General features: G+C 52.7%; 15 protein-coding genes. 3 read left to right on the top strand and 12 right to left on the bottom strand.

Annotated elements, in window-relative coordinates; all coding sequences use genetic code 11:
- Positions 1-15: 15 nt before the first annotated feature.
- Together kdpA and kdpF are read right to left on the bottom strand one after the other, a co-directional pair.
- A complete protein-coding gene (gene kdpA / locus ACI512_RS12420; protein ID WP_236381197.1) occupies positions 16-1,710 on the bottom strand; it encodes a potassium-transporting ATPase subunit KdpA in 1,695 nt (564 codons plus the stop codon).
- 9 nt (positions 1,711-1,719) lie between these two features.
- Positions 1,720-1,809, bottom strand: coding sequence for a K(+)-transporting ATPase subunit F (gene kdpF, locus ACI512_RS12415; RefSeq protein ID WP_003218754.1), 90 nt, complete (start codon positions 1,807-1,809; stop codon positions 1,720-1,722).
- Between the two features lie 402 nt (positions 1,810-2,211).
- Here kdpF and eat point away from each other — a divergent pair, with 402 nt between their 5' ends.
- The gene (gene eat / locus ACI512_RS12410; protein WP_236381198.1) at positions 2,212-3,576 is read left to right on the top strand and encodes an ethanolamine permease; all 1,365 of its coding nucleotides are present in this window, start codon (positions 2,212-2,214) and stop codon (positions 3,574-3,576) included.
- Between the two features lie 112 nt (positions 3,577-3,688).
- Entirely contained in the window at positions 3,689-3,856 is a 168-nt protein-coding gene (locus ACI512_RS12405) for a DUF2897 family protein (protein ID WP_012722955.1), read from the top strand.
- 74 nt (positions 3,857-3,930) lie between these two features.
- Here the strand turns inward: ACI512_RS12405 and ACI512_RS12400 are convergent, their stop codons facing one another.
- On the bottom strand, positions 3,931-4,779 hold the full coding sequence (locus ACI512_RS12400; protein WP_236381200.1) for a DUF1989 domain-containing protein: 849 nt from the start codon (positions 4,777-4,779) through the stop codon (positions 3,931-3,933).
- A 15-nt stretch (positions 4,780-4,794) separates the two neighbouring features.
- Positions 4,795-5,439, bottom strand: coding sequence for a GntR family transcriptional regulator (locus ACI512_RS12395; protein ID WP_236381202.1), 645 nt, complete (start codon positions 5,437-5,439; stop codon positions 4,795-4,797).
- Positions 5,440-5,571: 132 nt separating this feature from the next.
- On the opposite strand from ACI512_RS12395, the gene ACI512_RS12390 reads away from it, so the two are divergent.
- Positions 5,572-6,150, top strand: a complete 579-nt coding sequence (locus ACI512_RS12390) for a TetR/AcrR family transcriptional regulator (protein ID WP_236381203.1) — start codon at positions 5,572-5,574, stop codon at positions 6,148-6,150.
- 21 nt (positions 6,151-6,171) lie between these two features.
- On the opposite strand, the gene ACI512_RS12385 is transcribed toward ACI512_RS12390, so the two are convergent.
- The 8 genes from ACI512_RS12385 to ACI512_RS12350 form a co-directional block, all read right to left on the bottom strand.
- A complete protein-coding gene (locus ACI512_RS12385; RefSeq protein ID WP_046035054.1) occupies positions 6,172-6,504 on the bottom strand; it encodes a ComEA family DNA-binding protein in 333 nt (110 codons plus the stop codon).
- A gap of 110 nt (positions 6,505-6,614) precedes the next feature.
- Positions 6,615-8,609, bottom strand: coding sequence for a nucleoside-diphosphate sugar epimerase/dehydratase (locus ACI512_RS12380; RefSeq protein WP_236381210.1), 1,995 nt, complete (start codon positions 8,607-8,609; stop codon positions 6,615-6,617).
- Between the two features lie 392 nt (positions 8,610-9,001).
- A complete protein-coding gene (locus tag ACI512_RS12375) occupies positions 9,002-10,180 on the bottom strand; it encodes a DegT/DnrJ/EryC1/StrS aminotransferase family protein (RefSeq protein WP_236381205.1) in 1,179 nt (392 codons plus the stop codon).
- Positions 10,181-10,228: 48 nt separating this feature from the next.
- A complete protein-coding gene (locus tag ACI512_RS12370) occupies positions 10,229-11,245 on the bottom strand; it encodes a ketoacyl-ACP synthase III (protein WP_236381207.1) in 1,017 nt (338 codons plus the stop codon).
- A gap of 3 nt (positions 11,246-11,248) precedes the next feature.
- The gene (locus tag ACI512_RS12365; protein WP_012722947.1) at positions 11,249-11,914 is read right to left on the bottom strand and encodes an acetyltransferase; all 666 of its coding nucleotides are present in this window, start codon (positions 11,912-11,914) and stop codon (positions 11,249-11,251) included.
- Positions 11,911-12,669: an SDR family NAD(P)-dependent oxidoreductase gene (locus ACI512_RS12360; RefSeq protein WP_405121891.1), complete on the bottom strand. Its 759-nt coding sequence runs from the start codon at positions 12,667-12,669 to the stop codon at positions 11,911-11,913. The genes ACI512_RS12365 and ACI512_RS12360 overlap by 4 nt, the downstream gene beginning before the upstream one ends.
- On the bottom strand, positions 12,669-13,751 hold the full coding sequence (locus ACI512_RS12355; RefSeq protein WP_236383895.1) for a ketoacyl-ACP synthase III: 1,083 nt from the start codon (positions 13,749-13,751) through the stop codon (positions 12,669-12,671). Before ACI512_RS12355 ends, ACI512_RS12360 begins: the two co-directional genes overlap by 1 nt.
- Before the next feature lie 51 nt (positions 13,752-13,802).
- The gene (locus tag ACI512_RS12350; protein ID WP_405121825.1) at positions 13,803-14,834 is read right to left on the bottom strand and encodes an aromatic ring-hydroxylating dioxygenase subunit alpha; all 1,032 of its coding nucleotides are present in this window, start codon (positions 14,832-14,834) and stop codon (positions 13,803-13,805) included.
- Positions 14,835-14,850 lie beyond the last annotated feature (16 nt).

The following is a 14,850-nucleotide window of genomic DNA, read 5'->3' as shown; positions in this document are numbered from 1 at the left end:
TTTCATATCCCTTTACTAGAAGCCCATGCTCAAGTGTTCAGCGATGGGACCTAACGCCAGCGTTGGCAGGAAAGTCAGGCCGCCCACCAGCAAAATGGTCACGGTCAACAGGGTCACGAACAGCGGGCCGTGGGTCGGGAAGCTGTTCTGGCCAATCGGTGCGGTCTTCTTCATCGCCAGGCTGCCGGCCAGGGCCAGTACCGGAAGGATGTAGCCGAAGCGGCCGATCAACATGCCCAGGCCCAGCATCAGGTTGTGGAATGGCGTGTTGGCGCTGAAACCGCCGAATGCCGAGCCGTTGTTGGCACTGGCCGAGGTGTAGGCGTAAAGCAACTGGCTGAAACCGTGGGGGCCAGGGTTACTGATGGCACCGGCCGGGCCGGGCAGGCTCGCGGCAATGGCGCCAAGCACCAGCACGCCAACCGGCATCACCAAGAGGGTCACGACCAGCAATTGCACTTCCTTGGCCTGTAGCTTTTTGCCTAGGTATTCCGGGGTGCGGCCAATCATCAGGCCGGCGAGGAACACCGCAATCAACACGTTGAGCAACATGCCGTACATGCCGGCGCCGACGCCGCCGAAGATCACTTCGCCGACCATCATGTTGACCAACGCCACCATGCCGCTGAGGGGGTTGAGGCTGTCCTGCATGCCGTTGACCGAACCGTTGGACGCCGCCGTCGTCGTCACCGACCACAGCACCGTACCGGTGGTGCCGAAGCGGGCTTCCTTGCCTTCCAGCGGCGCGGTTTGCTCCACGGCCGGATTATTCAGGGTCGGATTGGGCTGGTATTCGGCCCACAACGAGGTCGCGCCGCCGATCAGGAACAGCGCCAGCATGCAGCCGAGGATCGCGCGGCTCTGACGCAGGTCTTTGACGTAGTGGCCGAAGGTGAACACCAGCGCCACCGGGATCAGGATGATGGCCGCCAACTCAAACAGGTTGGCCCAGGCCGTCGGGTCTTCAAACGGGTGTGCCGAGTTGACACCGAAGAAGCCGCCGCCGTTGGTGCCCAATTGCTTGATCGCAATCTGGCTCGCCGCCGGGCCAAGGGGAATCACTTGATCCACGCCTTGCATTGTCACGGCGTCAACGTAGTGAGCGAAGGTCTGCGGCACGCCCTGCCACACCAGGAACAACGCCAGCACCAGGCACAACGGCAGCAGGCCGTAGAGCGTGGCGCGGGTCATATCGACCCAGAAGTTGCCCAGCGTCTTGGTGGACTTGCGACCGATCCCACGGCAAAGCGCGACCAAGACCGCCAGACCGGTCGCCGCGCTGACGAAGTTCTGCACCGTCAGGCCGGCCATCTGGCTGAGGTAACTCAGGGATGCCTCACCGCTGTAGGACTGCCAGTTGGTGTTGGTCATGAAACTGACCGCGGTGTTGAAGGCCAGGGTCCACTCCTGCCCCGGCAATTTCTGCGGGTTCAGTGGGAGGTAGTCCTGGAACAACAGGATCGCGAACAACAGCAAAAAGCCCGCGAGGTTGAACGCGAGCAAGGCCAGCATGTACTTCTGCCAGCTCTGTTCCTGATGCTCATCCACGCCCGACAGGCGATAACAGGCACGTTCCACCGGGCCCAATACCGGCGTGAGCCAGGTGCGCTGCCCCTCCATCACCTTGTAATAGAACCGCCCCAGGAACGGTGCCGGCACCAGTACCACGGCGAAGAAGGCGATGATCAGCCAATAGTCATAACTGTGCATAGCCCGCTCCTAGTTCCGATCCGCGCGTAACAGCGCAACCAGCAGATAAATGAACAGCGCCACGGCCAATAGCAGTGACACCCCGTCCAGAACGCTCATGGAAGTCTCTCCGTTTAGCGGCGAGTGCCGCGTGTAGGGCAATTGTCGGCAGGAGTGGTGTAAAGGAACGAGAGCGAGGGTGTGGGTGGGGCGTAAAGACGGCGTAAAGAGTGGGTTTATGCGCAGGTTACAGACGGATTTTTGGTGATTGGGAGGGCCTCATCGGGGGCAAGCCCCCTCCCACATTTTGACCGATGTACGCAGGCCAAGTGTGGGAGGGGGCTTGCCCCCGATGAGGCCCACACAGCCACTCCCGCACTTATCTGGTGCGATACCGGACATGTTCAAACGCCAAACCATCCCCAGCGCGACAGTTGCGCAGCTTTACGACAATGATTCCCAGCCTGGCATGTCCGCTGCAACACCTTGAATCATTCCAACCGGTTCAGGGAGAGCAACACAATGAACACACAACTCAAACCCACCTTGGGCACCCTGCACTTATGGGGTATTGCAGTCGGGCTGGTGATTTCCGGGGAATATTTCGGCTGGAGCTATGGCTGGGGCGTCGCCGGGACCTTGGGCTTCCTGGTGACCTCATTGATGGTCGCCGCGATGTACACCTGCTTTATCTTCAGCTTCACCGAACTGACCACCGCCATTCCTCACGCAGGCGGGCCGTTTGCCTACAGCCGTCGCGCTTTTGGCGAGAAAGGTGGCTTGATCGCCGGGCTCGCGACATTGATCGAATTCGTCTTTGCGCCCCCCGCCATCGCCTTGGCCATCGGCGCCTACCTGAATGTGCAGTTTCCAGCACTGGACCCGAAACACGCCGCCGTCGGCGCCTATATCGTCTTCATGGGCCTCAACATCCTCGGCGTGAAACTGGCCGCCACCTTCGAACTGGTGGTGTGCGTGCTCGCCGTCGCTGAACTGCTGGTGTTTATGGGCGTGGTCGCGCCTGCCTTCAGCTTCAGCAACTTCGCCCTGAACGGCTGGGCCGGCTCCGACACCTTCGGTGCACCAGCGATTGCCGGGATGTTTGCCGCGATTCCTTTCGCCATCTGGTTCTTCCTCGCCATCGAAGGCGCGGCCATGGCGGCCGAAGAAGCGAAAGATCCGAAGCGCACCATTCCAAAAGCCTACATCAGCGGCATCCTGACCCTTGTGATCCTAGCCATGGGCGTGATGTTCTTCGCCGGCGGCGTGGGCGACTGGCGCACCCTGTCGAACATCAACGACCCGCTCCCACAAGCCATGAAAACCGTGGTCGGCGACAGCTCCGGCTGGTTGCACATGCTGGTGTGGATCGGCTTGTTTGGCCTGGTAGCGAGCTTCCACGGCATCATCCTGGGTTACTCGCGCCAGTTCTTCGCCCTGGCACGCGCCGGGTACCTGCCGTCTTTCCTGGCCAAACTGTCGCGTTTTCAGACACCGCACCGCGCAATCATCGCCGGTGGCGTGGTCGGCATCGCAGCGATCTACAGCGACGGCCTGATCAACCTGGGCGGCATGACGTTGACCGCTGCGATGATCACCATGGCGGTATTCGGCGCCATCGTGATGTACATCATGAGCATGCTCAGCCTGTTCAAACTGCGTAAGACCGAACCGCTGCTGGAACGCACCTTCCGCGCACCGGGTTACCCCATCGTACCGGGCATCGCGCTGGTGCTGGCGGTGGTGTGCCTGGTGGCCATGGCCTGGTTCAATGCACTGATCGGGCTGATCTTCCTGGGCTTTATGGTCGTGGGGTTCGCCTACTTCCAGATGACCGCGCAAGACCGCGCCAATGCACCGGCGGATGCGATGTTGACCGGGCTCTGATCTACTAAGAGGCAGAACGGGCCTACACTGAACTAGTAAGAAAGCCCGTCACTCAAAGCAGTTATTCCCGTGGGAAAACTCTCCCACGGCAATCTGCCTCAAGGAGAGCCTTATGCCGTGGTATGCATGGTTGATATTAGTGGTCGCCATCGGGTCGATCGTCGGTGGACTGATGATGCTGCGTGACAGCGCCAACAAAGTGGAACTCACCGACGAACAACGCAAGCGCGTGGCCGAGCGAAACGCCCAGGCGGACGCCAAGGATGCGCAGGATCGCTGACATAGCCGCCCTGACAAACAACCTGTGGCGAGGGCGCTTGCTCCCGCTGGCTGCGAAGCAGCCCCTCTAAAACGTTACTCCCAATCCGCCTTGGCAATATGCAACCCGTGCTGCCCCTTATAGGCAGCACGCTCAGGCTGGCTCCAGCCGCTCAGCAATTGCTCCTCCAATTTATAAATCTCAACCCCCAGCGGGCGGCACACCGTCAACGGGTCCTGCGCCTCCGGCCCCCACATCGGCAGCGACAAATCCCCACCGGGGCACGTCGACAACGCACACAACAAATCAATCTCAGCAAAGAACTCCAGGTAATCACCCTTCTGCGCCGGGCACGCCTTCATGAAATACATGTCGTCATGATTCAGGCCCGTGCACTGGAAAATATTCAGCACATCATGCACGTCGAATTCCGTCAGACCATGGGGTAAAACCGCGCGGGTCAGGTTCGAGTGGCAATGATGATGGAAGTCCTCACCGGTGAGCATCCGGTTCACGTAGGGATCACAACGCGTGCCGAGCAAATCATGCAGGCGCCCGCCATGCTCATCGATGCCGTAGCTCGCCAAGCTGTCATCGGTGATGGTCACCAGGGGGCGCAGAAACGGCAGGTTCGACCACAAGCGGTCATGGGTGCTGACATGCGCGCCCTGCAACTGACGCGTACGCGCCGCCCACAAACGCTCACGTGGGTCGTTGGCGTTCCACACATTAAAGTCACCCACCTGCGGCCCCACCGGCGTGGTCACACGAAACACATGCCCGGCCGGCACCTTCCACGCCCTGCCCGTGCGGATCGGCACTTCGAATTGCTCGATCAACGTGCGTTGCTGTTTTTGGTCACGGATACGCTCGTAAAACGCCGTGTCGACCTGCAACGCCGAACCTTTGCTGACCTGATAAGCGGCCGGATAGTCTTTGTACATAATGCAGATCCTCGATCAGGGGTGATTAAACAAAGCCAACGACAGGCGTTCCGAATCAGCCAGGTACAGGCTCATCGCCTGCCCTGCCGCCGGTTTTTCCTGCTGGACCAACAAGGTGTAAATCTCCCGATCACGCTCCAACCAAGGCGACTGGAAGCGCTGCTCATCGGGCGCAGCGCAAAACACCAGGCGCAATTGGGCGATCACTTGGGCAAAAAACTCATCGAACAAGGGGCTGCGCATCAACCCGACGATTTGCTGGTGAAACACCAGGCTATGAGTGGCAACTGCACGCCAGTCTTCACGGTCACGAGCCAGGGTGGTGGCGTCGATGGCGTTCTGCATGCGCGCGGATTGATCCTCTTTCAAAGGGCCACTCTGGGCGATGGCCTGCAACTCCAGGGTGCGGCGGACTACAAATAAGTCACGCACCTCCTCTCGCGCCAAGCGACGGACCATTACGCCCTTATTGCGCACATACCGCGTCAGCCCTTCCTGACCCAGACGGTGCAGCGCTTCGCGGATGGTATTGCGCGAGGCGTTATAGGCGGTCACCAGTTCGGCCTCAACCAACGGCATTCCCGGCAACAGCCGCCCGCCGATGATGTCGGCACGCAACTCCAGGGCGATCTGATCGGCCAGGGACAAACTGAGTGTCATGGTTACCTCACGATTGTTGAACAATCTTGTGCGTAGAGGTAATCACTTTTCGTGCCAACGGCCAAGGCTCAGGAGAGACGTGTAAATGGATTCAAGTTGGTTAAAATGCCAGCCTGTCACCGAGGCCGCCCTATGCGTTATTCGTCCAACCACAAAGCCCAGACCCACCAACGCATCATCAAGGAAGCCTCCGTACGCTTTCGCCGCGACGGCATCGGCGCCACCGGCTTGCAGCCGTTGATGAACGCGCTGGACCTGACGCATGGTGGGTTTTACGCGCACTTCAGATCCAAGGGTGAACTGGTGGAAAAAGCCCTCCAGTCCGCTGCAGCAGAGCTGGATGCCCATTGCGAAACGCTGTTCAGCCAGGAACGGCCGCTGGAAGCGTTTATTGACAGTTACTTATCGGAGTGGCACCTCAACTCGCCGGCTGAAGGCTGCCCATTGCCGACCATGTCTTCGGAGCTAGGGCTGAGAGGCCAGCACAGCCCGACGACGGATGCGGTGCTCGACGCGCGGCTCAAGCAGATCGAGACGGCCTTGGGGGAAGGACAGAGTGATGCACAAAGCTTGGTGATGATGTCGACACTGGTCGGGGCCCTGGTGCTTGCCAGGAGTGTTGAAGACAAGGCACTCGCCATGCGAATCATGGAGGTGGTGCGAGACCGTTTGAAAACCCAGGTTTCAGAAGATCAAAAAGCCGGTCAGTGACCGGCCTCCCCTTGTATTGGCTTAGTTGATCACAAGCCTCTCGCGGTTTTTCTCCAGCAGAGCCTTGCCGATCCCCTTCACTTCCAACAACTCATCCACCGCCGTGAACGGGCCATTGCTTTCGCGGTAGGCCACGATTGCCTTGGCTTTGGAGGCGCCAATACCGAAGAGGTCACGGCGCAGGGTTTCGGCGTCGGCGGCGTTGAGGTTGACCTTGGCGGGTTGCTCGGCCTTGGACATTTGGGCGGTGATGGGGGTTGGGGCTTCGGGTTTGATGGAAGGGGCTGCGGTGGTGGTGACGGAGAGAGTGGTGAGGAAGGCGAAGATTAGGGAGGTGAGGTAGGTGTTTTGCATTTTGACGCTCCATGACATTGGTGAGGGAAAAGCAGCTTTTCCGAAGCTGCTTTTCTAACTTAGGCGATGGTGGGGATTCGTCAAAAATGCTTGAGTAACAGAGTGTTAAATCACGGCTCAAGTCGGCGTTGTTGGTAGATCCAGTCAACGATTTCGCCGTCGGGGGAGTAGCCGCTGACGGTGTCGCGCAGTAGTTGGCGGACTCGGGTGTAGTCATCAGCGTCCACTGCGGCCAGCAGCTCGGTCAGCTTGCCCTTGAGCACGTCCCAAGAGAGATGGTCCTCGTTAGCACTCATGATCATGGGATGCTGGGTGGCGACTACGTTGTCACCAATGAGTAACTCTTCGTAAAGCTTTTCGCCGGGGCGCAGGCCAGTGAATTCAATGGCGATGTCGCCATGGGGATTTTTGTCGGAGCGAACGCTAAGGCCGGAGAGGTGGATCATTTTTTCGGCAAGCTCAATGATTTTCACCGGTTCGCCCATATCAAGTACGAATACATCACCGCCCTGCCCCATTGAACCGGCCTGGATAACCAACTGTGCGGCTTCGGGAATGGTCATGAAGTAGCGGGTGATTTTGGGGTGGGTAACGGTTAAAGGCCCCCCGGACTTGATCTGCTTGTGAAACAACGGAATTACAGAGCCAGAGGAGCCTAACACATTACCGAAGCGAACCATGGTGAAACGTGTTTTATTAACCCTTGATATGTTCGACTTGTCACCGAACAGCACTGGGGCCAGTTCATTACTAAGCGCTTGTAACGTCAACTCGGCAAGCCTCTTGGTACTGCCCATGACATTTGTTGGGCGCACAGCCTTATCTGTTGAGATTAGGACAAAGTTAGCAACTCCGGACTGAAGCGCAGCTTGAGCTGTGTTGAGTGTACCGATGACATTATTCAAAACGCCTTCAGCGATATTATGTTCAACCATAGGTACATGTTTGTAGGCGGCGGCATGATAAACCGTATGTATTCGCCAAGTCTTCATCACGTCCAAAAGTTTACTAGGATTACGTACGGAACCGAGAATAGGCAGGAGCTTGACGGGTAGCGATTCACGTGTAATTCGCTGCTCAAGTTCGGAAAGAATGCTGTAGAGATTGAACTCGCTGTGATCGTACAGAATTAATATCGTGGGGCGAAGCACAAGGATCTGTCGGCAAAGCTCAGAACCAATTGAACCACCAGCTCCTGTAACCAGTACACTTTGCCCCTTAATACAATGCTCCAGCAATTCGCCTTGGGCGGGAACGGCATCACGGCCAAGTAGGTCTGCAATATCAACCTCTTGAATGTCATCAACCTTGACTCGGCCGCTTGCCAAATCCATAAAGCCCGGCACGCTGCGCACATGAAGAGGGAATCCCTCAAGGAAACTGAGAATTTCCCGGCGACGACCGCGATTCGAAGATGGGATCGCTAATAGTATTTCCTGAGCGCCGGTTGCCTCGATCATTAATTGGATATGCTTGGGTTTGTAAACCTGCAATCCAGAAATCACCCGGTCAGTGATGCTCGAATCGTCATCGATGAACGCAACTGGCCGCATCACACGGCCCATGCGAAGAGCAGCAACCAATTGATTACCAGCGGAACCAGCACCGTAGATGGCTACACGTGGCAAGCCATCGTCGCGATTGGTGAAAGGGACGTGCTGGGACGCTGAAAACCAATCTCCTAAAAAGTACTGTCGCATGGCTAACCTGAGCCCGCCAACCATGATCATGCTCAGCCACCAATAGTTAAAGATGATGGAGCGTGGCACTACGTGCTCATGATTACTGTACCAGTAGACAAAAAAGCCCAGTACCAGTGAAGACAAGCTGACAGCCTTGATGATGGCAATCAACGCGTCATTGCCAAAATAACGCATAACCGCTCGGTACATTCCAAATCGGATAAACAGAGGGATGGCCACAACCGGTGCCGCTAAAAACAGCCAAAAATGAAAAATCAAAGGATTAATCATTTCATCCATGCCCAATCTGACGGCAAAAGCCAGCCACAACGCTACCCACACCACAAAGACGTCCGTAGCTACCTGGATCAGCCGTTTTGTGCGCCTGGGGAGGCCCAGAAGCAGTCCTCTCAATTTTTCCATAACCCCTTCATCCACTCAAACAGCTCCTGATGTCATCGCGCTAACGATCATTCTATGTTTCCTTACGGATTCTCGCTCAAAAATCTTCTTCAGGATTCGAGCATCATACTTTCGAGTCACTAGCTTCCGAACTCATGAGCCAAGAAAAACAACGAAAAGTTGGAAACCACGAAACGCGATACCGCTTCAAATGTCGCCGCGTCATAATAGAAACTTTAAAGACGCTTTTAAAAAGCTTTAGGGCAACTCGCCAAATAATTCCACCTATACAACTCACTATAAAAACGGCGCATTGATGAACAACATATATAATAGCCATAGAGTGTAGTACCGTCGCTACACAATCCGCCACAGAGACAACAGATCATTAAAGCGCCCCATTATATAGTTCGCTATATCAACGTGGCTTGCTGCATAACTGTCGCCAGCACTTTACAAGTCAACTCTATCTCTTGCGCTGTCAAAGTTGGGTGCACCAAAAACATTAAACTTGTTTCACCTAGCTCTTTGGCGTTAACAAGGCGATTGATAGGACGCCAGCCTGTATTATCAAAGGCTTTTTCAAGATAAACCTCCGAGCAGGATCCTGAAAATGCAGGCACACCACCGGCAATAATCTCATCGAGAATTCGATCTCGAGACCAATCACTCTTTAATTGATCGGGGCGAACAAACACATAGCACTTATATGCAGCATGCTCGATAGTATTAGGAATAACAGGAACGCGCAGCGCAGGCAATTTCCGAGCGACGTCCCAGATGCGCGTGGCATTTTGAATACGAGATACTTGCCACTCTTTCATACGTCGCAACTGAATACGGCCTATAACAGCTTGAACTTCAAGCATCCGCCAATTTGTGCCGAAGCGTTCATGCAACCAACGAAAACCCGGGTTGTGCTGACGCTCATAGACGGCTTCCCAGCTTTTCCCATGGTCCTTATACGACCACATGTCAGCCCAGAGTTGACGATCATTGGTGGTGACCATCCCCCCCTCACCACCCGTTGTCATAATCTTATCTTGGCAAAATGACCAGGCCCCCACATGCCCAATCGAACCTACAGAACGCCCGTTGTATGTAGCGCCGTGAGCCTGTGCACAATCTTCAATGACCTTAAGATTCAGTTCATTAGCCAACGACATGATCGGGTCCATGTCACATGGCCAGCCGGCCAAATGGACACAAATCAACGCTTTAGTTCGCGCAGTCACAACCGCCTTGATTGTTTGCGCTACAACGTTTTGCGAGTCAGGGTCGACATCCGCAAATATAGGGATCGCTCCAGCATTTACAATACTCGAGACTGACGCTAAAAATGTACGCGAGGTAACAATGACCTCATCCCCCGGACCAACTCCCAGTGCTTTCAACGCTAAATCCAACGCCACCGTACCATTCGCCAGAGCGACCGCGTAGCGAGTGCCCGCCCACTCAGCGAACTCTGTCTCAAAATGACGCGCCTCCTGACCAGTCCAGTAGTTGACCTTATTAGACAGAATAACATCTTTGGCGGCGTTCGCCTCCTCTTCGGTGAAGGACGGCCAAGGAGAAAACTTAGTATTGAGCACTAGAAACCTCTATTAGAATAATGGATCAAAACAACCACAAGAATATCGTTACCATTTAATTACGCAACCAGCCCAAGAATAACCTACGCCGAACCCAATACCAACTACAGTCTTACCACTAGTCAATATGCCTTTTTCCATCGAAATCTTCAAGGCGATAGGAATACTGGAAGATACAGTGTTACCACAATGTTCAAACTCGGAGATAAATTTCTCTTCCGGCAGCTTTATTCTACGACGCAACGAGTCGAGCATAAATTTGTTAGCTTGATGAAAGGCGAAAAGATCAACGTCCTCTATTTTAAATTCATCATCGAACAGAGTTGCAAACATCTGAGGAATTCGAGTCATTGAAAACTCAAATATCGCGGCCCCATTCATATAAAGGTTAGCATCTGTACGAGCATTACCACTGTCATCTTTATAAACCGGGGGAGTTATATTTAATGCAGAAGGACGACGGGCGCCACCAATAGGAACGATTAAATTCTTAGCACCGGAACCGTCAGTTCCATAGCGGAAACGATCAATATGAGGGGTTCCTACTGTCGATTGCACTAATGTGGCTGCTGCGGCATCTCCAAACAAAGTACGAACACTTTTGTCTGACGGATGAATATATTTACTATACGTCTCAGCAGTCACTAATAATATGTTCTTAGCCTGCCCGGTCTCGATTAAACCCTTAGCTAATCCGAGCCCATAAATAAATCCAGAGCACCCTTGATTGAAATCAAAGGCACCACATTGTGTAGACAGGCCCAAGCGATTCTGAAGGATACAAGCCGTGGAAGGCAGCAAGTAATCAGGACTTTGCGTGCATAAGATAATGAAGTCGATCTCAGAGCGCTCAAAATCAACAGCGCTGAGGAGCTTTTCGCAAGCTTGAAATGCGAGATCGGAGGCACACTCATCAACCCCGACGATCTGACGCTTATTGATTCCGGTCTTACCGAAGATTTTGTCTACGTCCCACTCTGGAAACTCACGAGCAAGATCTTCATTCGACAAAGTATTGGAAGGTAGGACGTACTCAATAGCTGTTATTTTAGCAAAGTTATTCATTTTTTAACCCGATATGCGCTTGGCTGGAACACCGAACACCGTTACGCCCGGACCGACCTTACGAATGACTACACTTCCAGCGCCGACTACTGCGTATTCACCCACAGTTACCTTAGGAATAATCACCGCATGTGACCCGAGGAATGCCCCCTCTTCTAATTTGGCGCCCCCAGTAATGTCACAATGACCGCTCAATGTACAATAGTCGGCTATTGAGCTATCGTGGCCGATAGTACATCCAGAATTTATGGTTACAAAACTACCAACGACCAAATCACTAGACAGCACAGTAAATGGACAAATAACCGCGCCTTTTCCAATTGTTACGTTAGTTCCGACCACCACGCTTGAATGGATGAGGGAGAAAAACTTTACTCCCTTTAGGAGCAGCTTATTCGCCAGCACTTTTTTGGCTGCAGGATCGGCAATAGCGCATACAACATAGCTATCCGGTTCCGGTTCGTACTCATCGATCTTTGACAAAATAGGTGGCAGACCAGGAAAAATATCAGGTGCATTACTAAAATCGTCAATGAAACCCGCGATTTTCCAAATAACCTCGTCTGTAGGCTTACAAGCACCACTGCGTATTGAGTCCAACAGCCATGCATGAACCTCACGCCCAAATCCACCAGCCCCCAAGATTACTAGTTTTTTGACACGCGTCATGCCAGGTAGCCTCCATCAACAACTAAAGCAGTACCCGTCACCCAGCGAGCAGCGGGCGACAACAAATAGTTAGCTGCATAGGCTACGTCTTGTGCCAGACCAAACCCTAGAGGGTGTCGCTGTTGGATTACTTTCATCGCGTCAGCTCCCACTAGGCCTTGCAAAGTATCGACCAATTCGGTTTGCACAACACCTGGTGCAATTGCATTAACACGAATATGCTCACGAGCTAGCTCTACAGCGGCAGCGCGGACCATCGACTCAACAGCGCCTTTGCTTGCGCAATACCCCAAAAGAGCAGACTCGCCAACTTGCGCCATGACAGAGGAGATAAGAACAATGCTTGAATCTAGGTTGCATACCCCTTTCTGCCGGAATGCTTTAATTAGAGAAAAACCAGAGGTTACATTAGTCGCCATGATTTTTTCCCAGTGAGCAACACTCATAGCGCGTATTGGCATAGGCATTTGTACACCTGCCGCATGAACCAATCCATCAAACGGCGAGGAAACTTTTGCTACGGATTTGAGCCACTGTGAGCAATCAGTACCGTCTAGGAAATCGAAGACCTCTACTTTATGCCCACTACCATCCATCATAGCCAATGTTGACTCAAGGCGAGCAGTATCTCGGGCAGCCAGCGTAACCGTAGCTCCCTGCTTGCTTATCCAGACAGCCACCTCACGGCCTATCCCTGACGACGCACCCGTGACGAGTATGTGTTTACCGGCTAGAGAGAAAGGATTGGTTTCTATCACGACATGGCCTCGCCTGCAGCACTTAGGGTTACCGTCAAAGGGCTGACCCAGACGTTATCGAATTCCGCAATACATCCAGCCCACGAGTAACCTACTCCAAAGCCTGCAAGCATAAACCTGCCTGAAACAGTCGCATCATTGTCACGTTGGTCCAATGTAATAGCCAACGGGATGGATGCACAGCTTGTATTGCCAACATTTTTTACATCAAGCACAACTTTTTCGCGATCCAACTTCATTCTTTTGACAAGATGGTCAAGCATAAAACGATTGGCTTGATGGAAAACATACTTATCAATAGCCTTGGCACTGCCAAGATTAACGTCATGTAATGCGTTAACTAATGCTGGGACCCGCGCGAGTGTAAATGCAAAAATCTCAGCGCCATTCATGTAAAGGTCATATGGGCCACGAACGCCCTCTTCACTCGTCGATGTGGAAGTTCCATCTCGATCTCTGAATCCACCGGAAGGAACCACCAGATTTGGAGCTCCGCGACCGTCAGTACCCAAAATAAAATGCATGTCAGGAGCACCCTCTTCGAAATCGAGGATAGTGGCGGTACCCGCATCTCCAAATAAAGCTGCTACAGAACGGTCGACAGGAGAAGCTATTCTACTGATGGTATCGCCTACCAATAGAAGAGCACGTTTACTCCCACCACCGGATAGCAAAGATGCCGCAGTCCAAAGTCCGTAGACATAACCCGAACATCCCATTGCCACATCAAACGCAGCAACATGCATTGAGAGGCCTAGCCGCTCCTGCAGCACACACGCTGTCGCAGGCAAGGTGTAATCATGAGTTTGTGAAACAAATATAAGAGTATCAATAGAATCCTTATTAATACTCATATCGGTGATTAGCCGCTCTGCTGCCGCCAGACACAGATCAGAAGAGCACTCGCTCGAGACTACATGGCGACGCTCGACTCCAGTACTAGCAATAATCTTATCAATACTTTCAACCCCAAAGGTGTCGTACAGAGATGAAACCTCTTTGACCTCTTGAGGCACGGCTGAGGCGATCCCTTTAACACGGACATTTCTGACTAATCGAACGTTATTGTTGGATGTCATCGGACCCTCCTAATTCAAAAAATAGCAAACTTACTCCAAATTTAAGCCTGATTACCTATTCCAATACCCACAAGAATGACGAAAATGCAGTAACTTTTCTTCGAGTACGCTTATAAATTTGGGAGCAGAGGTAGACCACGATTTGCTTGGGATACGCTGGCAAATCTCATGATCCTCATCAAATATCCTTCTGTTCACTTCGGCACTTGACTGCACGAAACCAGCTGTCATCTCTCTATAACGAGGATCACTATTTCGAACGGGATAAAGTCGACTCGTAAAATACGTCGAGTCCGGAGAGGTAGATGGAAAAAAATTCTGAGCCGAATATGAGTAGCCAAATGTGGAAGAGATCATCGAAAAAGGGAATATAAAGATACTCATGTACCCCTCATAAGCATCTGTTGTAGCGTAAAATCGACTCAAGCTTTTTAATCGCCGGGCGACTTTTTCGCTCTCAATCGGAGAATACCAAACAGAGTTTTCACCATAAAACTCGTTCACACCGACACCTAATTGAAGCGATGCCAATGTGTCCGTGTGAATAAGAGGAATATGATAAGGTTCTAAGGCATTTTCAAGTGCGATCGTCCAATCGCATTTGAATGGATACCGGTTAAAATCAGCCCGAGAATCAATGTCACTGCCGATTTTATTAAGAATCGCGGAAACTTCAGGTCCCAACTGCTCTTGCAATGTAGATCGAGGTTCTATGGCAAAAAATAGAAAATCACCACATATATCTAAACTAAATTGGTTGAGTGAAGCTTGTTCAATATTACACCCTTGAAACGTTTTAACACCCGCAACATTAACCTTGCCTCGGGAGTAACTCCAGCCATGATAAAGACATTTAACAAATTTGTTGCCGAAATCTTCAGTGAAGAAGCGCGCACCTCGATGCGGACACAGGTTATCAAATGCGACAAAACTACCTTTATCATTAATAATTACAACTTCAAAATCAGCCACGTCAAAACGGACAAAATCTCTATCGTTAGAAAGCTCGGACTTGTGCGCGACAGGATGCCAGTAAGACCTGATCAGATCTCCTGATATCTTGGTAGAATCCAAAACACTCATATTAAACATACCCTTC

The organism is Pseudomonas petroselini (genome assembly GCF_045037875.1).
Lineage (GTDB): Bacteria > Pseudomonadota > Gammaproteobacteria > Pseudomonadales > Pseudomonadaceae > Aquipseudomonas > Aquipseudomonas petroselini.
The sequence above is the reverse complement of the archived record's forward strand: the minus strand, read 5'-3'. Positions and strand labels throughout refer to the sequence as shown.